Origin of the sequence: Candidatus Anoxymicrobium japonicum (assembly GCA_002843005.1) — a bacterium.
Taxonomy (GTDB): domain Bacteria; phylum Actinomycetota; class Geothermincolia; order Fen-727; family Anoxymicrobiaceae; genus Anoxymicrobium; species Anoxymicrobium japonicum.
Map to the genome: position 1 here is coordinate 1 of PHEX01000018.1, position 23,205 is coordinate 23,205.

Sequence of the window (23,205 nt, forward strand, 5' to 3'; positions counted from 1 at the left end):
TAATGGGGTCAAACCAAAATATGCATTTTTATGCGCGCTCCCATCATTTATCTGTTGCAAAATGCATATTTTGGTTTGACCCCATTATGCGTTTTCTCAGGAACCAGGTGTCTGACCCCTTTAACAAAAGTTAAAGTTGATGGAGGCGTTCTTCGATGAGCGCGATCTCGTCGAAGCGCGGGCCTTTTGACAGCAGTACCCTGTCCCTGTGGCCCTTCGCTTTCTCGCGACGCTGCTCTAACGCGCCCAGAACCACAAACCGCCTCGCCGCGTTCATCATCATCGTCTTTGAAACCGCTTCCTGCCGCGTAATCGCGCCTTCTGAGAGCATCAACTCGCCCTCGGCAAAACATCTCTCTACAAAGTCATCACGTGATATGCTCCCGTCGCATATCATGCCCGCCGCGCGCGCCGCGACCGTGTAGCCTTCGACGTAGGACTCGAGAAGCGAAGCAATCACACGCTTCTCATCGACGCTCTCATCGAGAAGCGCTGTCGAACGCTCTTCCGCCGCGCCGAACACAAACTCCTCATCAAGGAGGTCTCTTAAGAACGCCAGGTTTTCATGCTGAGCGCGCGGCTCACAGCCCCGGCTCGCGATCGCATCGAGCGAAGCGTCTAAAAAATGATTGAGCGGTATATTCTTGTTGTACTCGAGGAAACGCCTTCCATTCCCATCAACGCTCAAGCCGTCCTCTCCGTCGCGGCTATCTCGCGAAACATGACCCTCGGACGCGAACCAATCTATCGCGGCAATCACGCCGTCCATGTCGGCGTCAACGGCCATCGGGCAACCACGGCTTCGCGCAAAATCAAGAAGCGTTCGCGCCGCGCCGCGCGCTTCAGCCACGGAAACCCAGGTGGTGGTGGTGGCGAGTATCGAGCTCGCGGCAAGCGATCTGGCCGTGATCGGCGTCACGTTGTTTATGCTTTCACATGCAGCCAGCGCCGCCGCTTCGAGCTCAGCGGTGTCGACTGTGGGCTTCATGCTCAAAGGAGGCCCGAATTTCACGTACGCCCGACCAAGTTTAGTGTTCATCGACTTGTAAATTCGCCCGAGTCCCTTGACGCTCTCAGAAACTTTTTTCCCTCCCGCCATCTCTTTCACATGCGCGTTCTCCTCCGGAACTTTCTCGTAGCCAAGGTATGTCGGCACGAGCTTGATCTCCTGGCAAATGCCCATCTTCATTGAATCGGCGAAGATCTCCAACAGGCCGGTCTTTGGCTTCGCGAGCTTGCCGTCACGGGAGCGCGTGCCCTCGATATAGATCACCGTAATGTAGTTCTCGGCAAGCAGATACCTTACATACGCGGAAAATACTTCGGTATACAGCGTCTCGCCCGCGAATGTCCTGCGCATGTAAAAGGCGCCCGAGTGCCGGAGCAGCCATCCCACCGGCCAGAAATCCAGGTTGCGTCCGGCAGCCTGGTGTGGAGGAACCATCCCAGAGTGGAAAAGCGCGTAGCCAATCAACAACGGATCCACGTAGCTCTTGTGCGAGCATATGAGGATGAGCCTCGAGCGGCTGTCGCATTCGGACAGGAACTGTATGCCGGCGCGATCCACCTCGAGATCGGTCAAAAACCGGTCGAACAGGATATCCACCGCGCGCGCAAACCAGCGCACTACTCCGACCCGATAGTCGGACGCGATCTCATCGACATAGCTTTGCGCCTCGTCCAGGACGGCCTCGCGCGTGGCGCATCGGTCGAGCGCGTACTCCTGCATGTAAGAGGCCAGCACGGGATCCGCGAGGACACGTCTCTTTGCCTCCCTCGTCGGCACGGCCGGTGGTCCCGCGCATGCCCTTTGCTGCGACTCGATATTTCCCATCAACTCACGGCGCAGGATCGCGGATTGCTCCGAAAGCTCGAGCCCGTCTCGCGACTCACACCACTTCGAGAGCACAAACGGCCTGCAATTCTTCACCCTCCCCGTGCGGAGCATGTGCGCGCAAGAAAACGCTTTCCTGATAATGTTCTGTGGCAAGATACGGTATGCTCTGATCACCGCCGACGCGCTCGCAGAGTTCGGCGTCAACTGATGCGAGGTGCGCGCGACGGGAACCACCGTCAGTGACACGTCGCTTTTCCGCTGTATCCGGATAAGCTCCTCGAGGCGATCCGGGCCTTTCTCGTCGGAGCGGGTCTGTCGCTCGAAATTCTTCAGTGACTTCGCGGACCTGTTCCCGGATTTCCCGCCCGCGGGGCCAACCTCGACGACATTGATCTCGCCCGCGTGCCTGAGCCGCGCGGCCAGCACTATCTTCTGCCAGTAGCTCGCTCGTTGCATGATAAATATGTTTAGCGGAGATGCAATCACCCAGCTCGCGCGATTGGGCTCGCCGGTGATTCGCTTTCCATCGTATGAGCCCTGCTCGAGCGGGCGCATGAACCTGGCAAGCCCTTTGATGACAACCCTCGCAACGGGGTTCGGTTTCCACGCAAAGACAAAAGAGACTACATCAACTGTCTCGCGGAAATCCAGTTCTACCCCGTCCCGGGCGAGCAACGCTTCAACCGCTGTTTCCAACCTGCCAACCTCTTTCAATTCTGGTCACCGGCACGCCGGCGGTTGCCTGATTCTTCCTCCTGGCGCGAGCCAGATCCAGCAACGCCTCCAATCTGGTTTCTACTCCCGCCCTCCCTGTCTGTTCGTCTATGGTCAAGGAGAGCACCGGAATGTCCTGTTCGGATGACAGGCGCTCGAGCACTCCCTTCGCTATGATTTCCGGCATGCAGGTAAACGGCAGGAAATGCGCCACCGCGTCAAAGCCTCTTTTCGCGAAGAGCGCGGATGCCCCTACCGACAGAAGCCCATCACCGCCAACCTCGTGTGAGAGGTACGGCGAGGCGGCGCGCGCGATAGATCGCTTGTTGTATCCAAAGACGGGGTGCCGGCCACCGGGATATACCGTATCCGCGATATTCGTGGAGCGCTCCACAACCACTCCCCGTTTGCCAAGCCAGCGGTCTATGTCAAAGTTGAAATATGGCTCGAGCACCACAAATATTTCGCCAACCAGACCGATCGTAAGATGCTCTCGCTCATGGTCAAGCCGAACCACACTGAAACGCTCCTGCGCCTCAGCGCGCGCGCGTTTGATCTCTTTCCTGCTGAACGCCTGAGAAACTATCGCCCTGGCGTCATCCAGTGCGCTGTTGACCGCGCCGGGTTCCGCCTCGAGACCGCGCATAGCCTGCGCCCACTTCTCCAGAGTGTCAAAGACAACGACCTTGGCCATGGCGTTTGACAGCTCACGCGCGAGTTTTCCTATCGATATCTGAGTAGCCGGAATGATCGACCTGATGTCATGGTAGAAAACGGAGAAGCCAACAGATGGCGGATCGATCACGCGCATCTGAAACTCGTAACCTTCCCGCTCGAGGATGCGCCGCTGTATCTCACCGTAGTAACCGAAGCGGCAGGGACCTTTGCCCCCAGCCGTAACCAGGGTGTCCACGCCGGCATCGAGCATCTCCGTGAAGCTGCCGAGAACCGCCTTCAACGGCAGGCACGCGAACTCAGGGGCAAGCGCGACGCCCCGCTCCATGACCTTCTCGGAAAACGGCGGCGTCTCCATGAAGTCAAAGTCAAACCGGGCGGCGAGATCTTTCGCGATGAACGGCAGGTTTCCCATGCGTGGAACTGCTATTTTAATGTGACTTCACCTCGCACGTCTGCGTAACGCGCATATCAGAAAGTAGTCGCTCATCCATCGGGTTGCGCGATTCACGAGACGGTGCCTGTCCCGCGCGCGCCGCGGCGCGCGAAGCGTGCCTGAGCATATCCACAAAAGCCTCCAGCCTGGTTACCATGCCGGCTTCGGCGGCGTGCTCGTCAAGAGTGATAGTCATAAGGGGAACGGATCCCTCGCGGGATAACTGATCCTCGAGCAGCGCGCCCACCATCGACCCGGGCCCGCAGGCAAAAGAGGTCACAAAAAGAATGCCCGACACGGCCCGGGCACGGCTCCAGTGCAGGGCCGCCCCGGCAAGGTGGCTCTCGAAGCCCCAGAAAACCCTTCTGGACAGGGTTTCAGCTTGCTTGCGCGCCACACGCGCATCAACCTCGTCAACCGTCACCGGCGTGGCGCCCATCGCCCGAAGTTTATCGAGCATCCCGAGAGACACGCGCCCATCGTGCATGTTGTAGAGGTGTCCGGCGACACCGATTGACATATCAGGTTCAAGCAATCCGTTCTCCTCGCCAACCTGTTCGGTCTGCTCTGCCCGCTCTGCCTGCTCGAGAGCGCGAAGCAACTTGAGAACAGCCGCCGCCGAACGCGCTCTTCCCGCCCCGAAAGCGCGAGCCGCAACGTACCACTCCCTCGCCCAGAGCGACCACCTGTCAGCGATGTCCATCCTCGGGGCAACCACCATAGGGAGTTCGCAATCAAGGGCGCGCGCCAGATCCGGGAGGCCCAGGAACTTCGGGCACGAGCAGGTTCCTTGTCTCTGGCTCACTACCCGGGGCACGAGAACAGCGTCAACGCTGTCTTTCAGTGAAAGCATGTGTCCGGAAAATACTTTTACGGGCAAGCACGTCTCATTGTCGGCCTTGACCGCGCCGTTAGTGATTATTTTGCCCGTGGTCTCACCAGAAAGAACAGGCTCGACCCCGATAGACTCGAGGAACTCGAACCAGCAGTCACCGTAGTGATGGTAAAGAAGCGCTCTTGGAATTCCAACTTTCATCTTAAAGTCCCACCTCGTGTTTTGATTCAGAGCTTTTATGCGTCTGGCAGGCCGGCGTCTTGCCTGTGATCAAAGGAGCGCCGGCGTTTTTCAGGGAAACGCCGCGCGCCGCGTCGAGCACGGCGACAGGATCAGAGTCGCCGGACATAACCGACCGGATAGCCTCGAGCAGTGGCATCTCCACCCCCATTGAGCGCCCGCGGCTGAGTGCCTCACCGGCGGTCTGCGCCCCTTCCTTCACTCCCCTCACTTTCTCCTCGCTCGCACAAGCGCCTACGACAATGCGCCCAAAGTCGTGATTCCGGCTCAGTGGCGACACGCACGTGGCTATGAAGTCGCCAACGCCGGCAGGGGTCGATATTACACCTGTATCTCCGCCTGCCGCCCGCACGAACAGGGCCGTTTCCTCGAGCCCTCGCCAGATAATCGTGGCCATGGCGTTGGCGCCCCAGGCAAGACCGTCCGCCATGCCGCAGCCAACCGCGTAAACGTTCTTGAGAGCGCCGGCTACCTGGGCGCCGATCGGGTCATGGTACGGCAACAGGGTCAGCAGTGGGTGCCCGAGCGCGCGAATCGCGTGTTGCACCTTGTCCACGTCCTCTCCAGCGATATTCGATACAGCCGGCTTGCCAGCGCAGATCTCGCGCGCGAGGTTCGGGCCCGAGAGAACGAGCGGATCATCGTGCCTGCTACGCCACATGGGATCGAACGCGGTAAGTTCCTCCCGCCACACCTCCAGGCTCAGAAGCCCCGTTTCCTTCTCGAGTCCCTTTGTCGCCAGCACAAAACGCGCGTCTTCGTCACAGAGAGCTATTACTTTCCGCGCCACTTCACGGGAAACATGAGACGGCACAACGATCACGATCATCGAAACACCTTTGAGCGCAAGCTCGAGCGACTCTAAAGCAATCACGTTCTCCGGGATCACAAAATCATCCAGGTAACGCGCATTGGTGTGAAAACGTCTTATCTCCTCGACCGCTTCACGCTCCGGAGTGTAAAGATTTACGCGCTTGAAGTTTGACGCCTCCAGAGCGGCAAGCGTCGTGCCCCACGCTCCGGCGCCGATGACCGCCAGGACATCGCCTTTCTTTTTCTGATCTGGTTTGCCTCGCTCGCGATGCATTCTCACTTCCTCACGTTGCGTAAAGTGGCATCCGGCCCACTCGTTGAACTGTCACACTGAGCTCGCCGCCGCGAATTTTTCCTTGCCTTCTTTCCCGATAATCCACCTCTGAATCGCCAGCGCGAGTCCGATCGCGACTCCCAGGCTGGCCGCGGCGACCCACAAAAGAGTGTGGCGGACACGGGGCTCCTCCGCCGGTTCCGCGGTCGCGCCCGTTGATCCCCCGGCGAGCCTGGCCATCACCAGCGACGCGAAATCGGAAGGCGCGCTGAGGCGCCGCATCTCCGAGAGCGCCTCGACTACCGCGCTCATGCGCTCCAGAAATGCGCCGCATTCCCCACAATCTTTAACGTGGCGCCTCAAAAACATCCAACGAATGCGGCTTGTGTGTCCATCTCCGAGTTCCTCGATGGCGTTCTGCGCCCTTACGCATTTCCTGTCCTTTTCTCCCCGGCCGTCTCGCACGTTACATCACTCCCTCCAGCGCGCCGCAAAGGAGGCCCCGGGCGCGGTGTCCCCATGTCTTAGCGGTGTTCCTTGGAACCCCCAACGCTTTGCCTATCTCAGAGTAGCTCATGCCTTCCATGTGATGAAGAATCACCACGGCCCTGTAGTTGTCCGGCAACTCCGAGAGCGCCTCTGAGATGATGCCCGCCGTCTCGTTCGAGACGCTGACATTCTCCGGGATGTCGGTCTCAGGGCCTGGCGGGTCAAACGATGCCCATGAAACCTCGCTGGAGTTGATAGCGCCCGGCCTGGGTTTGGACCCCAGTTCTACCGGCATGTCACGTCCGCGTCCGCGCTTCCGCAAGTTGTCGATCGCCGAGTTCGTCCCTATTCGCAGCAACCACGTTCGAAACGGCATGGCGGGCTTGTACGTGTCAAGCCCCCTGTACGCCTTTATGAACGTCTCTTGCGCGAGATCCATTGCCTCCTCACTGTCGCCTACCATTCTGTAGGCAACTCCATAAACCTGGTTCTGATACTTGAGCACCAATGCCTCGAAAGCGAGTTCATCCCCTCTGCGGCACTTCTCGACCAGACGCGCGTCCTCTCTCCCGTCCCGGGAAAGCCTGCCGTTCGGCATACCTGTTCTTATTCTGTGGCCAGCCAACTTTATGCGCTCATTCTTTCTTACGTTAAGCTACGTCAAGTGGATTCAATTATAATGGGTTCGCTTGATTATACGGGGTTTTGTTGTCACGGACACCCGAAAACAACGACAGGAGCGCCGAATTGGAATTTTCACGCGAAGAAACGGTCAAGAAATTCAAATCGAAAGGTTATGACGTTCTCGTCATAGGCGGAGGCATAACCGGCGCGTGCATCGCCCGGGACGCGGCGTTGCGCGGCTTCACCTGCGCCTGTGTAGAAAAAAACGACTGGGCGTTCGGGACGAGCAGCCGTTCGTCCAAAATGATCCACGGCGGCATACGATACCTGGAGATGTTCGATTTCAAGCTCGTGTTCGAGGCCTGTCGCGAGCGGCGGCAACTGTTGTTGAACGCGCCCCACCTCGTTTATCCGCAGTCGTTTATGTTCCCTATCTACAAAGGGGACAAGGCCGGAGTCTTCATGATCGAGTCGGGGCTGATCCTGTACGACATCCTGTCGCTATTCCGCAACATCCAGAACCACAAGATGTACCTGCGCGACAAAGCCATGAGCCTCGAGGAAGGATTGTACGGCGACCGCCTCAAGGCGGCGGGTGTTTTCTACGACTGCTCGACCGACGACGCGCGGTTGACTCTCGCGTTCGCGCTCTCCGCGATCCACGACGGCGCCGATTGCGCCAACTACGTCGAGGTTGTCGGTCTTCTCCACAACGGCGACCGCCTGGCGGGCGCGCGGGCGCGCGACGTCCTGACCGGCGAGGAGTTCGACATCGAGTCCCGCGTCGTCGTAAACGCCACGGGCGCCTGGGGTGACCGGGTATGCGCTCTCGATGAGACCGACGCGCCCCAGAAGCTGCAATTGACCAAGGGCGTGCACATCGTTGTGCCGCGCGGCCGCGCGATGACAAATAACGCGTTGCCGATATTCAGCCCGACCGACAAGCGCATGATGTTCGTGGTTCCCAGGAGACAGTTCGCGCTCATTGGAACAACCGACACTTACTATCACGAAGATCTCGACTTCCCGTTCGCCACGCGCGAAGATGTCGAATACATCCTCGAGGGCGCAAGTGAAACGTTGCCACGCTCACATCTCGATATGGGCGATATCATCAGCACGTACGCCGGCCTCCGGCCGCTCGTCATGGGGGATGGCGGTGATGATGTCACGGCAAGCAAAGTTTCCCGCGAGCACCGAATATACCAGAGCCGCTCCGGGCTGCTGACCATCGCGGGAGGCAAGCTCACCACGGGACGCTCAATGGCCGAGGAAGTGGTTGACATGGCTGCGCGCAAGCTCCTCGAGGAGTTCAACGTAAAAGCCAGGCGCGGCTGCATGACCATGAACAACCCGATCCTGCATGTCCCCGCCACCGACACCGAAGCGCGCGTTCGCGCGCTCGCGAGAAAACACAAATTCGATGACGACATACTGTTCGGGCTCCTCAAGCAGGGGACCGAGGCGCTCGAGGTTCTCGCCCTGGTTGACGAGGATCCGGGCCTTGCCGAGACTCTCGCGCCGGATATCCCGTACATCAAGGCACAGGTTCAATTCGCCGTCACGGGAGAAATGGCCCGCACGGTAGACGACTTTCTCGTCCGCCGCGCGGAGATATGCTGCCAGACTGCGGATCAGGGGCTCGGCGTCGCAAGCGAAATCGCGCGCATCATGGGCGGCGTGCTCGGCTGGGATGCCAAAGAAAAAAAACGCCAGGTCAAGGAGTATGAAAAGACCGTCGCGCTATCCAGGCGATACCTTGGCTGATATGTTGGCAAAACACATGGATCATTCAAGAACATCGCCAGATTTGCGGCTCAAACGCCTCGCAGCGGGATTGTTCACGGCGTCACTTGCCGGGCTGCTATTGCTGATATCCGCGCCCGCGTTCGCGGCGCCGAGCGCGCTCACGGCCGGGGCGCTACGGCCACCGGACGGCCTCGAGGTTCTTGAGCGCCAGGAAGACCGTGGCATCCGCATCACTCTTTCCTGGAACAACAGGGCTGATTGCGCGGGTTACAAAGTGTACAGATCCTCGAGCCTCGACGGGCCTTACACGCAGGTCGGCGGGGTTTCCGCAGCGACGTGGAAGGATTTCCCGTTCTTCTTAGACGATTCTGTCGAGCGCGGGGCCATGTACTTCTACCGGGTGTCATCCGTTGCTGGCAACCGGGCCGAGGGGCCACAAAGCGAGCCTGTCACGGCCAGGATGGGAAATGGGCGCCGGGCGTCCGCGCCCGCGAAGTCCATCATAGTGTCACTTGCCGAGCAGCGCGCGTACTTCTTCGAGAACGGGGTCATTGTTCAGATAGAGCGCGTCAGCACAGGGGCTTCCGGCACTCCGACGGGCAACTACCGGATACTTGCCCACCGCGGCACTGTCAGCGGATGCAACTACTGGATGGACTGGAAGAAGAACTACGGCATGCACTCCTGGCCGAGCTACCTGGGCGCCTACGAGGAGAATCTCGGTGTGAACCCTCGCTCGCACGGCTGCATACGACTTCATCCACTGGAGGCGTACTGGCCGTACCAGTGGGCCCCGGACGGTACGCCGCTCACGATAATCCCACAAGCGTACGGCGGACTTCCGCTGTGTGGAGCGTCCTCGTCAGGCGGCGCCACGGCGCCGTCTGAGACATGGTACTTCGCGGAAGGGTACACGGGCGCGGAGTTCCTCGAGTACCTGCTCCTGTTCAATCCCGGCTCGAAGCCCGTGAACGCGCGCGCCACCTACTATCCCGAGGAGCACGATCCCGTCACAGAGAACTACTACCTGCCGCCCGGCTCGCGTCAGACCATCACGGTCAATAACGTTTCAGGGCTACCGGTCTCGACCGGACACGCGATATCGATCGACGCGGACGGCCCGGTGGTTGCACAGCAATCTGGGTACTTCAACATGCAAAACAGGCGCGGCGGGTCAACGACGCTGGGGGCGACATCCCCTTCTCGAACGTGGTACTTCGCGGAAGGGTACACGGGAGCGCTGTTCAGCACGTACCTCTTGTTATTCAACCCCGGCGAAAAAGAGACACGATATCATGTGACCTACTACGTTGAGGGAGGACAACCGTACGTTCATGAGTTTGCCCAGCAGGCGAAGAACCGCGCGACGATACTCGTCAACGCCCTTCCGGGTCTCAACGGAAAAGCCCTCTCCATCAAGGTGGAATCGACCCAACCGACAGTGGCCCAGCGCGCTATCTACTTTGATTGGACCGGATCCCCCAACCAGATCAACGGCGGTGACGTCGCGATGGGCATTACCGCGCCCGCGAAAACCTGGTATCTCGCCGAAGGGTGCACGGGACATTTCCTCGATGAGTATATTCTCCTGCTCAATCCAACGAGCGAAATCGCGACGGTCAAATTCGAGTTCGACACCACGACCGGGCCACACCCATTTGAGTGCCAGGTGGCGCCGTACGCGCGCGGCACGATAGCGGTGGACTCCATCGCCGGTCTCGAAAGCGCTGAGACCGGCGCGGTCATAACTTCAGACAGGGACATCGTGGTCGAGCGCGCCATGTATAACACGCGCGACTCGAGGCGTGGCGGGCATGTGTCCAACGGTATCAGCCTCCTCTCAAAAGATTGGTACTTCGCGGAAGGGTACACCGCCGGGACTTTCGACGAGTACGTGCTGGTGATGAACCCCGGGGTCGAGACGGCAAACGTCACGTATCTGTTCCACCTGGAGAACGGCGCCGACGTCGGCGCCACCTTCGCTGTCGGCCCGAAGAGCAGGTTCACGCTTCACGCGGACGAGATCCCCGGAGTCGAATGGACCGGGAGCGCCGTCGAAGTTCACTCAGACAGGCCGGTAGCAGCCGAACAGTCGCACTACTTCTGCGTACCACGCTAATTCCAATTGAGAGATCACTTAACTTTTGAACTGTCACACCCCCACAGTCGAAACGCAACACAGGGGGTCAGGCCCCAGTGTTGCGTTTTTTTGCATTCCGATTGGTATAATTTGAAAACGCACAAGTAATGGAGAAGAACCAAACATGAAATGTGAGTTTTGCTCGGAAGAAATAACATCTGGCGCGCTTGCGTGCCCGAGATGCGGCAATCCGGTCTCAAAGGCGACCGGACAGGCGCCCGTTCAATCCGTTGAACTTCCAGCCGAGGACAGGCTGCCAGACCCGCCACTCGCCAGGCTCGAAGAGGACTTCATCGCGCTCGCGGAAGAGAGCGTCACGTTTGACAGAAACGGGCAGCCAGCAGCGGAGGTTGCGGCTATCGCGGATCAGGTCGTCCCACCAGGCGCGCATGTGATACCTGAGCGGATCGAGCTGGACAACAGTCTCATCGGCGGCTACAAAGGCCCCGAGGCCTCCTCTGTCGCCGGCGCGGGCGAGCAAACAGCCGACGACCCGTTCGGGCTAAACATCACGGACATCACGGAAAACTCCGCCCCTCGCCGGGAATGGCAATCGATGGCTACCTCCTGGCGCTACAGCAAATGGTGGAACATCACCGTCATGATATTCGGCATAATCGTGTTGCTGTTCGGAATCGCCATTGGCGCCTACTTTACGTTCATGAAAAAGGCCGGGTCCGGCGGCGGGTCGCCGGCCGAGGTGGTGCAACAGTATGTCCGTGCCGCCATATCCGACAACCAGGAAAGCGTTGCCCGTCTCTCAGCGCCCGGCAGCGTTCTGAAGGATAACATTGCCACTTTGCTGAAAGGTTATGAACTGCAGGGGCTCATTTATTTCAAGGATTTCAGCGCCAGAATCGTCAAGGCCTCGGAAAGCAGCGCGACGGTGCAGATAGAAAAATTCGACATCTCGTACGATACCGAAAAAAGTGACAGGGAAATAGTTCACGTCCTGCGGATAACCGAGCCGTTCAAGCTGAACACGACTATCGAGTTGATCCGGCAGAACGATCAATGGCTGGTGAAAACTTAGTCGGCAGTCAGGGGTCAGGCACTGTCTACCTTTCCGTCTACCCCGCGTACGGAGCGCTTATGGAATGGGGTATTTAGCGCGTGAGTTTTGCCTGTTCCCACTGTGAGTACACCATGACCGCGCCGTCCACTACAAGCCCGACGCGATAGTTGTAAGCGTGCCCCGGCAGCACGGAGTCGTCCAGGCATGAGTAGAAAACATCACATAATTCAAACCGCCTGGTTGTGCTGTTGCCAGCGGGAGTCGGAGAACCGTCCGGCGCCCTGGCGACAACCCTCTCCAGAACAAACCCCCCGAACCGTGAGGCCCCTTGCACGCTCCACTCCACGGTGACGCCGCTCGCGACGGGCGTGGCCGTCAGTGACACAGACACCGGGGCGGGCGCATTGTTCTTTGCGGGCACGTTCACGACGACGGTGTTGCTGTACACAATATCTTCGGATCCTTCAGGCACAGCGGCTAACCGGTACTGGTAAGTGCGCCCACTCTCAATAGCGTCGTCATTGGCGGATGATATCGATGTGTCAGAGTACCTTGCGATTTCATTGTCCGGGCATATCGGCTGTGCGCCCTCGGATCGCAGCAGCACCAGCTCTTTGCATGTGACGTCACCGGAGATCGCCCACGTCAATGTCACGCGCGACCCCGCGGCTTCCCCCGCGAGCTGCAACGCGGATGGCTGCTCGGGTTGCGTTGTGGGACTTGCCGAAGGCGGGCTTGCCAGGATGTCCAGTTTCTCGTAGATCCCGGTAGAAAACCCGGCGTCCACGTCCTGCCGGATGCTGGCCATGAGCCTGCCCTCATTCAATCGCTCGCGGGAGACCGGCTGTTTGTCAGCCTTCTTTTCCTGAGCCATGGATATGGTCATGACCTCGCCCTGCGAGACCTCGATCGGCTTATGCGAATTGATGGAAACATCGACGGCGCTCTCAACGGCAAGAACCTCGAGGCGCCCCGATACGCGATTCTCGACGTTGAACGTCGCGCCACGCGTCTCAGATGAGACACCACTATTGGAAACCACGTACCTCGTGCCTTTGTGAACCCTGTGATAAGTGCTCCCGGACACATGCTCGATCTCGACATCCCGCGGGGCAAGCTTCGAAACGCGGGCCTCGGACCCATCGGTCACTCGCATTATGCTCATGTCGGGAAAACAAACCGCTACGGAAGAGCCGACTCCCGTACGAATGCTCCAGCCCTCGGCGAGCCGGTCTTCCGACGACGCCTCTCTCCACCGGCGCCCGGGGACAAGCACCTCGGCCGCGCCGGACAGCTTCGAGATCCGCGCGACCTCGCGCGGCTTTTCAGGCGCCGTTCCGCGCCCAAACGGTGAGATGGTCTGTGCCGCGAAAGTTACCACAACGGACAGCGCGAATACTGTCGCGACAACCAGCGCGCGCCTCAAAGGAATCGTGACGTGTGTGTACCTGTCACGTTTGCGCCTCTGCCGCAACAGGCAAAGGTGGCCTACCAGGCGATCGCGCGCCTCCGGATCCATAGACGAGTCGTCTGGCATGAGAGATCGGATAGCCCGCGCCATCGGTTCCCTGTCGTCGAATTCCTCGTCAATCAGTATTCTCTTGTAGAGCTTTCTCCTGTTAAACACGTCAACCCACTACTCCTGAATGATCCTGTCGAGAGGCCCGCCTTGTGCCCGCCGCTTGAGTTCGTCAAGACCCCTCAATATTCTCTTGGACGCCGCGCTCTCTGTTATCCCCAGCGTCTCCGCCACTTCATGAACCCGCAGGCCACCGAAGTATCTCAGGCTCACGGCCCGCTGGCACTTGAGCGGCAACTGCTTCATGAGCCCGACCAACTCCCTGTAAAGTTCGGCGCGCTCGAAACTGTCATCCACAGCCGCCACACCGCTCCTCAATCCATCATCAAGAAACGTCTCCATTCTGCGGCCCTTGCCCCTGTAAAAATCCGTGAGGCTGTTTGTCGCTATCCTGTATATCCAGGTCGCGAATGACGCCCGCGATTCGTCGAACGCGTCCATGTTCAGTATCACCTTTTCAAAAACTATCGAGGTTATGTCCTCTGCATCCTCGACTCCCCCGACCCGCTTGAGGATATAGTTGTAAATTCTCGGCAAATACTGATCGCACAACGCCTCGAGCGCCTCGTGCGACGCGTGAGCGTCACGCGCGAGCAACACGGGCAAACTCTCCCGCCCGCGCGCGACTCTCAAGCCGCCACCGCTATTCTTTTCTTCTATACGTTCCCGGTGCACAATATCCCCCAACCTCGCTCAACTTTTGGGGTCAGGTCAGGCACTGTCTACCGCTAAAGCGGTAGACGGAAAGGTAGACGGTGCCTGAAAGGTAGACGGTGCCTGACCCCTCTTAAACTTTAAAAAAAGACCTGCTCCCAAAGTTAAGCGAGTAGCCTCGAGGCGGGAACCCCGCACAGGAAACGGAACGTGCCTTCTCCCGTGTTCCTGTACTGATGCCGCGCGCATGGCGGAATGAATATGACGTCGCCGACGGCTACCTGGTGGAACGTCCCCTCGACCATGACCTCGCCCTGACCCTCGACAACAAAGTTCTCGTGCTCGTTTTCGTGCGAGTGGTCAGGCGTGTTGCCGCCAGGGGCGATCTCGATCATTCGCAGGTTATAAAAAGGCGCTCCGTCAAGCTCCTCGTCAATAAGGCGCCGTATCTCAACGCCAGGGGCAGCGCTGCCGAACTCAAAGGCATGGATGTCCGTATAGTGCGCCATCTTGAACTCAGGTTGTGACTTTGCCATCTCCATCCTCCTTTTCTTATTATAGAATTAAAATAGGTGAAACAGACGCAAATTCCACATCAGGGGTCAGGCGATGTCAACCACGTAGCAGTGGGCAGTGCCTGACCCCTCGGGCAAAGGGGATAGCCACCGTGTAAGCCGGATTCTGTACCGCGAGCGCGGTGGTGGCCATCTATCTGGGACCCGCGTTGCCACGGGCCTCGTGCTGCCAACCCGGGAGTCGAAACGCGGCGGGCCACCGCTCCTCCCCTATTCGGCATCGCTCCGGGTGGGGCTTGCCAAGCCGGCCAGTCACCTGGCCGCTGGTGGTCTCTTACACCACCGTTTCAGCTTAACCTTCCGCTTGCGCGGCGGGTCTTTTCTTTTCTGTGGCGCTTTCCGTCGGGTCGCCTCGCCTGGACGTTATCCAGCACCCTGCCCTGTGGAGTCCGGACTTTCCTCGAGGCTGTCGCCCCGCGGCCACCCGGATGACTATCCCTGAAGATATTGTAGCACCGTTGAGGACGGACAGTAATCTATTCAGCCTATTCGCGCTTCACCGGCATCGCGCGCGGGCACACCGAGAAATACTCTTTTCGGAGGGACATCCGTTACGACAACCGCTCCCATCCCAACAACGGCGGCTTCTCCAATGGTGATCCCTGACAGCAGATTGGCCCCGGCGCCTACCGCCGCCCGTCTCTTGATTATCGGGCCCGCGTACGTCTTACTGGTCCACATTGACATGTACCGGTCGTTGGTAGTGACAACGTACGGGCCTACAAAAACGTCCTCCTCGATGACCGTCTCTCCGGTGATATAAGCGCCGGTTTGTATTCTCGCCCTGGCGCCGATCTTGATGTTCGACTCTAAGACGACCATGCGCCCGATTATTACGCCTTCGGCGACAACGCATTTCTCGCGCACCGCCGCAAGGTCTCCGATGTAGCAGTTTTTCGCAAACTCGGCGCCGCTGTTGATCACCACCGAAGCCCCAATTATCGTTCCAGCGCCTACTACCAGGACACCAACTTCATCCACGCCTCTCCTGCTGGTTGCTGAAGCGCTGGGCGGCTTCCCAAGAACCGCGTTTGACGCGACTTTTACGCCTTCTCCAAGTCTCGTGCCCCGGTGGACAACGACGTTGTGCCCCAACTCACAACCCATGCCCATGACTACGTCATCTTCGATGACCGCATTCTCGCCAAAGTGACACCCCGGCGCCACGCTTGCCGAGTCAGAAAAATAAGCGCTCATGCGTGCCTCCGCTGTAGTAGATTGTAGATGAGCGGCCTTTCGTCGCCGCGTTACGCCTTCTCGAGCGCCACAGGTTGCCCGTTCAACTCGAGCGACTTCGTTGCGGCGCTCAAGACCTTGACAACGCGGAGCCCCTGCTCTCCGTCCGACAGCGGCTTCTTCTCCTCGCGCACACAATCACGGAAGTGTGCGCACTCCTTTCGGAGGGGTTCTTCCCACCTGATGAACGGCACGGTCTGATCCCCGTAGTGAATCTGCGGCTCGTTGCCAAGCTCGAGGTCGAGATAGTACGCTCGCTTGTCGAAAACGCGCACTTTCTCGTCAGTGCTCATGTCATCGAACACAAGCATCTTCTCTTTGCCCACAATGGTGAACTTGCGCGTTTTGTGCGGGTCGAGCCAGGATACGTGCAGGTTGCCGATTTTCTTTCCGGGGAAATAGAGGGTGCAAAACACTACATCCTCGAGACCATCCTGCAGATATGACGCGCCTCTCGCCACAACGGACTCCGGCTCGATTTCAAACAAGTACAGCATCACGGATATGTCGTGGGGCGCCAGGCTCCACAGACAGTTCTCGTCGCGCCGCAGACGGCCCAGGTTCAGCCGTTGCGAGTAGATGTAGCAGAACTCGCCCGCCTCGCCAGAGTCAAGATACTTCTTGAGGTAGTCCACAGCGGGGTGGTATATCAACAGGTGACCCACCATGAGGATGCGCCCATTCTTCTCCGCCAGATCGACCAGCTCGCGACCCTGCTCTACCTCCAGGCTCAGCGGCTTCTCCACCATCACGTGCTTTCCGGCGAGTAAAGCCCGTTTTGCCAGCGGGTAATGCGTCACGGCGGAAGAGGCCATCACGACGGCTTCGACCTCGTCGTCATCCAACACGGTTTGGATCTCTGTAGCCAGCTCTACACGGGGGAACCTGCGGCCCGCCTCGTCGAGCTTCTCCTGCGAAGAGTCGCAGATATACTTCAGCCGCACGCCATCAAGCTCGAAGAAGTTGCGGCACAGATTCGGCCCCCAGTACCCGTAACCGATTATTCCTATGACCACGTCCCGATTGTCCAAAACACCCCTCCTGTTCACTTATTAAAGCGCACCAGCCCCAGGGGTCAGGCACCGTCTACCGCACCGTCTACCACGTCTACCGCTAAAGCGGTAGACGCCAGGGGTCAGGCACCGTCTACCGCACCGTCTACCACGTCTACCGCTAAAGCGGTAGACGCCAGGGGTCAGGCACCGTCTACCGCTGAAGCGGTAGACGTTGCCTGACCCCTAACCGGAGTTGATGGCGTCGCGCACGCGCTCGACCTCCGCCGCTGTCATGCCCGGGAATATCGGGAGAGACAGAACTTGATCCGCCGCACTCTCCGACTCCGGCAGTTCGCCGGGCCTGTAACCGAGGTATCTGAAGCACGGTTGCAGGTGAAGCGGCAGTTGGTAGTAGATGGCCGAGCTCACACCGGCTCTCGAGAGCTTTTCCTTGAGGACGTCCCTTTCCTCTGACCGGATCGTGTACTGATGATAAACGTGGAAAGCTTCAGAAGGAACCGGTGGAGTCACAACCGTTGTGAGGGAATCATTGTAGACTGACGCGATCTCTCGCTTCTCCGAGTTCCACGCGTCGAGCTTTGTCAGCTTGACCCGCAGGATAGCAGCCTGAAGCGCGTCGAGCCGGCTGTTCACTCCCAGAATTTCGTGACAGTACTTGCGCTTCGAGCCGTGCGCGCGCAACATTCTCACCCTCTCCGCCAGTTGCTCATCCCGGGTGCACACCATCCCGCCGTCCCCGGCGCAACCAAGGTTCTTTGTCGGAAAAAAGCTCAACGCGGCGGCAGCTCCTGTCGATCCGGCCATCCGCCCGCGATACGCCGCCCCGAGCGACTGGGCGCAATCTTCGATAATAGACAGGCCGCTGTTCTCGGCGATCTCGACGAACGGATCCATGTCAACGGGGAGGCCGAATAGGTGCACTGCCACAATCGCTTTTGTGCGACTGCCGACTCGCGCCCGCACCGATTCAGGGTCGAGGTTGAAAGTCAAAGGATCGATGTCGGCAAACACGGGCGATGCCCCACAATTGGCGATTACGTCCGCCGTCGCGACAAAAGTGAAAGCTGTGGTGATAACCTCATCGCCCGGGCCGATTCCCAGTCCCTTCAAGATGAGGTATAAGGCGTCCGTGCCGGAGCCGACGCCGACGGCGTGCTCGACCCCCAGGTATGAGGCTATTTCGCGCTCGAACTCATCAACCTGTGATCCGAGTATATAGTTTCCACTAAAAAGCGTTTCCCTGACGGCCAGCTCTATTTCTTTTTCCAGCTCCCGGTACTGGCGCGCCAGGTCAATAAGCGGCACGTTTATCATCGCTTCTCCAATGTCAGCAGATTTCTGTACCAACAGTAATCTAACATGTGGCGGCGGGCAACCGGCGGGAATGAACGCCCGTTGATTTTCCGCCACTGGCGAATACTCAATCCGCGTGTCTTTTAAATATTCTAAAGACCAGCGCCAGAACAAACTGTCTCTCGTTGCGCTCTATTCCACCTACGAGAAAGATTACCGCAAAGAAAACGATGGCCCCGGTAGTTATCACCAGCAGAAGCCCGCCCGCGCCATGAACTGCAATTCCATCCAGCACTGCCAGGCATGCCGCCATGATGGCGGTCGCTATCAACACCCTGAGCGCGCCGGCCCATGGGAACTCCCACTTCATAAGATCGCGTGACATGACGAGCGTCAGCGCGAAAAGAACCGCATAGCACACGAAAGTCGCCCAGGCTGCGCCGACGAACCCGTATTTCGGAATCAACAGGAAGTTCAGAGCCAGGTTCAGCAGCGCGGCTGACATGACCGGGTAGAGCATGAGCCTGGTCTTCTTCTTGAGCATGAATGCGCAGGTAGGGAGCCAGGTTATGTTCACGAACACCATCGCCAGCGCCAATGGCAGAACGGCTCTGGTGGCCGGCATGTATTTCGATCCGGATATGACACTCATCATGCGGAATCGAAGCACCCACAGGCCCGTCATGCACGGAAGGATAATTATCAGGAAATATCTCGTGAGCCGCTTGATCAGGGCTCGAACCTCGTCCTCCCCATCGTACTCGTATGTCTTCATGATTACCGGGGTACTGCCGAGAATGAGCGCGCTCAAGATCACGCCTGTCACATTGGTCATGAGGTTATAAACAATCGAGTAGAGACCAACCTGCGCGGCGCCCTTGAACAGATCCACAATATACCTGTCGGCCACGGTCAGGACGCTCGAGAATCCGGTGGCGAAGATCAGGACAAAGCCGTAACCGAAAAACTCGCGGCTCAACCGCGATGAATGGTCTTTCCACCTTACGTGATGGTGCACACGCAACATCCACAACTCAACGGGCAATAGCAGGACGAGCGTTCCAAGCCATCCCCAGAATATGCCCTCGACGCCGAAGCCGAACCACACCACGAGGCCCGCACCCACCAGGTAACGGCCGGCGCTCAGCAGTATTGTAAGGATCGAGTACTGCCAGGCAAACTGCCTCACGCGCATGAGCTCGAGGGAAACACTGAAAATCGTGAACAACGCAAAAACCGCGATCCCCAGGCAAACGACCAACCTGTATCCGCCGAGAGGAACGGCGAACGCGGCCAGCAGCAGCGTCACCACGAAACAGAGCGCGATGAAGTGCGGCATGTAATGGTAGATGGTCGAATAGAAGACGCCCAGCTTCTCGTCCCTGTTGTACTCCGGATAGAAACGCAGGGCCGACTGCGAAAGCCATATATAAAACAGAGGAGCGAGAACGCCTATGGCGACCGACACCAGCGAGTAGATGCCGTAATCGCGCGGGCTGAACAATCGCGTGAATATCGGAATGGAGATAAAACCAATGGCCGCCGCTGCGACGCTGGCGCCAAGGTACCAGGACGAATCCCTGCCTATCTCAACTATCTTCTCTTTCAAGGACGCCTCCAAAAACGCACATTATCGCAGAAAAAAATAGAGAGCAACCTGAACCGGCGGCCGGGCTTCAGGGAACAACCAGAGCGCCAACCTCCAGTGTGTAAACTCAGACCGGAATCAAACGCGCCGTATCACGGCTATCTTCTGCCCGGGACCATCTTTGACAAACCGCAGAACCACACCGTCCAGGCAGTACAATGCAAATCCCCAGATGTAGCTCAGGACACTCCCCGCCCCCCCATCCGCCTGGTGGCGCCCGCAGCCAGTGTGTTCAGTCGAAAGCCTTTCCGCACGATCCACCTGGCGACCCGGCTCTTCAGCCGACCGGCATCGATGGGATTGTTCATGAAGAAAGAGATAGGCACCAGATCCACTATCTCCATACCCCTTGTCTTGTGAACTTCCCTGTAACGCGCTAACGTGCGTTGCGTCTCGTGATGTCCTCTAAGCGGCTCGGCGCCATCGATGAAGTTGTCGATTATCAGGATCGTCGAGTCTTTTTCAGTGAGCGCCTCGATGGTTTCAATCGCGTTCTCAAACCCTTCCTCTTCAATGACGTGAAATAGCACGTTGAAAACAGTCAAGATATCAAACTTGCCAGGGTCGATCTCGAGATTCTTCGAGATGTCCACCCTGTGAAAATCGCAGGAAGGGTAACGAATTCGCAACTCGGTTACACTCTTCTCCGTGATGTCAAAACCCACAAGATCCCGAACCCCGCGCTTGTGCCAGAAATCGATATAGTAACCTGTCCCTATCCCGACATCTATCATCCTCACGTCACAGGTTTTCACCGCGTTGCGCTTCAGCGCCCTGGCGATGGCCCTCTTGTTGGATTTGTAATACCAGAAATTATACTGATTGCTGAAAGCGAGGTGGCCCACTCCCTGAAGCGAGAAGCAGGAGCTCAATCGATCTTCCCAGTATTGCCGGGGTACGTACTCGGCAGCGTTGAATCGGCTCAAGGCGTCGTTCTTCTTCTTGCTCATATTATCTGGCCACCTTTGAAATCGCCATCAACTCCATCGCGTTGCCGTCAAGCCGTTCCGTCAGGTAAAAATCGTTCATCGAAAAACTGCGCGGCGGATTGAACAGTTCCTCAAGAGCGGAAGGCACGCCTTCTGCCTCGGAATGCTTAACCACGACGCCTTTCTTCAGCCTCGAGTAGAGCCCGGAAAACGCTCGTTGGATCAGCTTGCCGGCGGGGTTGCGAACATAAGCCCTGAAAGCCGATCTCCGCACGCGTATTTTTTCGATCTCCTCAATCCACTGCTTCGCCCGTATGCCCTCGATACTCACATCACGGAAACGACTGTTGAGCAGATGCCGGAATTGATGGGGACGGAACTCCTGCCAGTGCTCCTCGTTGAACGGTTTCTGTCCCGGCATCAGACGGAACTTCCTGTTCGGGGTGACAAGGATAATAAGACCGTCGTCTCTCAAAACCCGACTTATCTCATCGAGAAAAGCGCCGACTGCGCCAGGTGGTATGTGCTCAATAACCTCGAGCGCTACCACTACGTCAAACTCGGAGTCAGAAAAAGGCATCTCCGTCGCGTTGACGGCTTTGAACGTCGTGTTCGGAAGCGACCTCTTTTCGATGGCGAACCCGATCGCATCCTCATCCATGTCGATGGCAACGATGCTCCTGACCTCACGCGACAGGAGTTCGCATCCGTAATCGGTGAAACACCCGATGTCGAGAACATCCTTCCCCGCAACGTATGGCAGGATAAACTCATAGGCCGCCATGTGGCGCGCGAACAACAGGAACCCTGAAACGAAGTCCTCGTCAGGCAGCATCGCAAAGCGCTCCGGATAGCGCTTCAAGAACTCTATGAGCAACTCGTACTGTTCTAAAAGACCAGGGTTGTCAATCACGCCAGCGACCTGTAAACGCCGTCCAGCATTTGCGTTATTCTCAGCCAACCGAACTCCCTTTCAATGAAAGAGGCGAGCTCTTCTCCACCGTACTCACCCAGGTGATCAATCATGTATTCTACCGCTTCAGCGAGAGCCCCGGAATCTCCGGGTGGAAAAAGGATACCGCCCATCGCAGGCATCGTCTCCTCGAACGCGCGTATCTTCGACGCGACCACCGGCTTTCCGCACGCCATGGCCTCGAACGCGACTATCCCGAAAGTTTCGAATAAAGTCGGATGGACGAGAAAATCGCACTCGATCATCGATCTCGCGACGTATTCCTTGTCCTGCCGCGCCCGAATTTCGAGCGCTCCCTTGTTGATGAGGCAAAGCGCGCGTGGATTCGTTTCGTACTTTTCGCGATCAACTCCAAGTATTTTCAGAAAAGCGCCAGGTCTTCTCTCAAAAAGGATCGCTGCCGCATCTATCAAGCAATCAAAGCCTTTTCCCGGGTTTGACGACAGAACAGCCAGCATCCGCGGCCGCTCCGCGGAAACGGGTCTCTCACTAAAGTGAAACAACGACGTATCGACTATGTTCGGCACCACGGATATATTGCCCCGCGCGCCATATCTGACAAGGGCCTCGGCGAGCAGTGGGCTGACCGGCAAGAGCGCGTCCGCCCGTCTCGCGACAAACCGCGCCTTGAGCCTCTCGAGAACATTGAGCTCACCGCGCGCAAGAAGCGAGAAGTGCTCGCTGACCACGACTGGAATCCCATAAAGACGACCGATTATCACCGCCGGAAAGCCGGCGGCGTACACGTGAGCGTGGATAATATCCGGCGTCCAGCCTTCCGCCCTCAATTTCCTGAAAGCCCTCATAACCGACACGCTGTAGCCCGGCGACCTTGATGCCCGAATAATCTTCGCCAATCCCGCCATGGCGCATCCAGACAAGCGCTTGTAAAACCTGGTGGATCTCTTCATTTGGATAGCCACGTCATCAGCTTTGCGCTCGAGTAAAGCAATCGGCGCAAAACGGTGACGATAGACGCGCGTGACGTCGTACGCCCCATCGTCCGCGCCTGACTCCTGCCTCCGGGGCAAGAGGCAAGAGGGTTTGCCCTCGATGACATGAAGAACGCGGACCTCGTTGTTTCGCGCGGCGGCGCGGGCGTGTTCTTTGGTGAAAACACCACAACTGGGGTTGTCATCATACGGATACCACAAGGCGATGAAGAGCACTTTCAGCCGCCTGTCACCGGTTTTTCGAGTTTCCAAATAAGGCGGCAGCCCGGGCGAGCATTCCCTAAAAGCCGATGATTCGTTCAATTAAATCCCTCCGCGCCCAGAACGTTTCTCGTGTCAACTACAGGCGCCCCCGATGACGCGATCGGCACTATAAGCAAACTTCCAAAAATAAGAAACTCTTCTTTCATGGCTCCTCACACAAATCGGTGGGTCGTTTCTGGCATCGGAAGGTCTCCCATCACATGATATAGCGCCAACTGGAATGTGCCAACGGTCCTGTATCCGT

19 protein-coding genes and 1 other RNA gene are annotated in these 23,205 nt (G+C 58.1%); 3 read left to right on the forward strand and 17 right to left on the reverse strand.

What is annotated here, in order from left to right; translation table 11 throughout:
* Positions 1-130: 130 nt before the first annotated feature.
* From CVT63_02995 to CVT63_03020, 6 genes are read right to left on the reverse strand one after another with little or no spacing between them, the layout of a single operon-like run.
* Positions 131-2,551 (reverse strand): hypothetical protein, encoded by a 2,421-nt coding sequence (locus tag CVT63_02995; GenBank protein ID PKQ28381.1) that lies wholly within the window; start codon positions 2,549-2,551, stop codon positions 131-133.
* The gene (locus CVT63_03000) at positions 2,517-3,641 is read right to left on the reverse strand and encodes a CoA protein activase (GenBank protein ID PKQ28382.1); all 1,125 of its coding nucleotides are present in this window, start codon (positions 3,639-3,641) and stop codon (positions 2,517-2,519) included. Before CVT63_03000 ends, CVT63_02995 begins: the two co-directional genes overlap by 35 nt.
* A 16-nt stretch (positions 3,642-3,657) precedes the next feature.
* A complete protein-coding gene (locus CVT63_03005; protein ID PKQ28383.1) occupies positions 3,658-4,698 on the reverse strand; it encodes a hypothetical protein in 1,041 nt (346 codons plus the stop codon).
* 1 nt (position 4,699) lies between these two features.
* Positions 4,700-5,824 (reverse strand): hypothetical protein, encoded by a 1,125-nt coding sequence (locus tag CVT63_03010; GenBank protein PKQ28384.1) that lies wholly within the window; start codon positions 5,822-5,824, stop codon positions 4,700-4,702.
* A gap of 51 nt (positions 5,825-5,875) precedes the next feature.
* Positions 5,876-6,289, reverse strand: coding sequence for a hypothetical protein (locus CVT63_03015; protein PKQ28385.1), 414 nt, complete (start codon positions 6,287-6,289; stop codon positions 5,876-5,878).
* A gap of 1 nt (position 6,290) precedes the next feature.
* On the reverse strand, positions 6,291-6,938 hold the full coding sequence (locus CVT63_03020; GenBank protein ID PKQ28386.1) for an RNA polymerase sigma factor SigW: 648 nt from the start codon (positions 6,936-6,938) through the stop codon (positions 6,291-6,293).
* 80 nt (positions 6,939-7,018) lie between these two features.
* Between CVT63_03020 and CVT63_03025 the strand changes: the two genes are divergently transcribed.
* From CVT63_03025 to CVT63_03035, 3 genes are all read left to right on the forward strand, one after another.
* Entirely contained in the window at positions 7,019-8,704 is a 1,686-nt protein-coding gene (locus CVT63_03025) for a glycerol-3-phosphate dehydrogenase (protein PKQ28387.1), read from the forward strand.
* Positions 8,631-10,805 (forward strand): hypothetical protein, encoded by a 2,175-nt coding sequence (locus CVT63_03030; protein ID PKQ28398.1) that lies wholly within the window; start codon positions 8,631-8,633, stop codon positions 10,803-10,805. The genes CVT63_03025 and CVT63_03030 overlap by 74 nt, the downstream gene beginning before the upstream one ends.
* Before the next feature lie 145 nt (positions 10,806-10,950).
* Positions 10,951-11,859, forward strand: coding sequence for a hypothetical protein (locus tag CVT63_03035; GenBank protein PKQ28388.1), 909 nt, complete (start codon positions 10,951-10,953; stop codon positions 11,857-11,859).
* A gap of 73 nt (positions 11,860-11,932) precedes the next feature.
* On the opposite strand, the gene CVT63_03040 is transcribed toward CVT63_03035, so the two are convergent.
* From CVT63_03040 to CVT63_03090, 11 genes are all read right to left on the reverse strand, one after another.
* The gene (locus CVT63_03040; GenBank protein ID PKQ28389.1) at positions 11,933-13,468 is read right to left on the reverse strand and encodes a hypothetical protein; all 1,536 of its coding nucleotides are present in this window, start codon (positions 13,466-13,468) and stop codon (positions 11,933-11,935) included.
* 9 nt (positions 13,469-13,477) lie between these two features.
* A complete protein-coding gene (locus CVT63_03045; GenBank protein ID PKQ28390.1) occupies positions 13,478-14,107 on the reverse strand; it encodes a hypothetical protein in 630 nt (209 codons plus the stop codon).
* A gap of 131 nt (positions 14,108-14,238) precedes the next feature.
* Entirely contained in the window at positions 14,239-14,616 is a 378-nt protein-coding gene (locus CVT63_03050; protein PKQ28391.1) for a hypothetical protein, read from the reverse strand.
* 112 nt (positions 14,617-14,728) lie between these two features.
* Positions 14,729-15,085, reverse strand: an RNA gene (rnpB, locus tag CVT63_03055) — RNase P RNA component class A.
* A gap of 44 nt (positions 15,086-15,129) precedes the next feature.
* Positions 15,130-15,846, reverse strand: a complete 717-nt coding sequence (locus CVT63_03060) for a UDP-3-O-(3-hydroxymyristoyl)glucosamine N-acyltransferase (GenBank protein PKQ28392.1) — start codon at positions 15,844-15,846, stop codon at positions 15,130-15,132.
* Positions 15,847-15,896: 50 nt separating this feature from the next.
* The gene (locus CVT63_03065) at positions 15,897-16,934 is read right to left on the reverse strand and encodes a hypothetical protein (protein PKQ28393.1); all 1,038 of its coding nucleotides are present in this window, start codon (positions 16,932-16,934) and stop codon (positions 15,897-15,899) included.
* A 189-nt stretch (positions 16,935-17,123) separates the two neighbouring features.
* Positions 17,124-18,212, reverse strand: coding sequence for a transcriptional regulator (locus CVT63_03070; GenBank protein PKQ28399.1), 1,089 nt, complete (start codon positions 18,210-18,212; stop codon positions 17,124-17,126).
* A gap of 109 nt (positions 18,213-18,321) precedes the next feature.
* A complete protein-coding gene (locus tag CVT63_03075; protein PKQ28394.1) occupies positions 18,322-19,815 on the reverse strand; it encodes a hypothetical protein in 1,494 nt (497 codons plus the stop codon).
* Positions 19,816-20,021: 206 nt separating this feature from the next.
* Positions 20,022-20,792: a hypothetical protein gene (locus tag CVT63_03080; protein PKQ28395.1), complete on the reverse strand. Its 771-nt coding sequence runs from the start codon at positions 20,790-20,792 to the stop codon at positions 20,022-20,024.
* A 1-nt stretch (position 20,793) separates the two neighbouring features.
* Positions 20,794-21,684: a hypothetical protein gene (locus CVT63_03085; GenBank protein PKQ28396.1), complete on the reverse strand. Its 891-nt coding sequence runs from the start codon at positions 21,682-21,684 to the stop codon at positions 20,794-20,796.
* Positions 21,681-23,000 carry a hypothetical protein gene (locus tag CVT63_03090; GenBank protein PKQ28397.1) on the reverse strand — a complete coding sequence of 440 codons (1,320 nt, stop codon included), beginning with the start codon at positions 22,998-23,000 and terminating at the stop codon, positions 21,681-21,683. Before CVT63_03090 ends, CVT63_03085 begins: the two co-directional genes overlap by 4 nt.
* Between the last annotated feature and the right edge of the window lie 205 nt (positions 23,001-23,205).

What these genes read in the sequence shown, in the direction of transcription:
- CVT63_03000 (PKQ28382.1), bottom strand. Translation starts at nt 3,641, where the DNA reads ATGGGAAACCTGCCGTTCATCGCGAAAGATCTCGCCGCCCGGTTTGAC.
- CVT63_03005 (PKQ28383.1), bottom strand. Translation starts at nt 4,698, where the DNA reads ATGAAAGTTGGAATTCCAAGAGCGCTTCTTTACCATCACTACGGTGAC.
- CVT63_03010 (PKQ28384.1), bottom strand. Translation starts at nt 5,824, where the DNA reads ATGCATCGCGAGCGAGGCAAACCAGATCAGAAAAAGAAAGGCGATGTC.
- CVT63_03030 (PKQ28398.1), top strand. Translation starts at nt 8,631, where the DNA reads ATGCCAAAGAAAAAAAACGCCAGGTCAAGGAGTATGAAAAGACCGTCG.
- CVT63_03035 (PKQ28388.1), top strand. Translation starts at nt 10,951, where the DNA reads ATGAAATGTGAGTTTTGCTCGGAAGAAATAACATCTGGCGCGCTTGCG.
- CVT63_03050 (PKQ28391.1), bottom strand. Translation starts at nt 14,616, where the DNA reads ATGGAGATGGCAAAGTCACAACCTGAGTTCAAGATGGCGCACTATACG.
- CVT63_03060 (PKQ28392.1), bottom strand. Translation starts at nt 15,846, where the DNA reads ATGAGCGCTTATTTTTCTGACTCGGCAAGCGTGGCGCCGGGGTGTCAC.
- CVT63_03080 (PKQ28395.1), bottom strand. Translation starts at nt 20,792, where the DNA reads ATGAGCAAGAAGAAGAACGACGCCTTGAGCCGATTCAACGCTGCCGAG.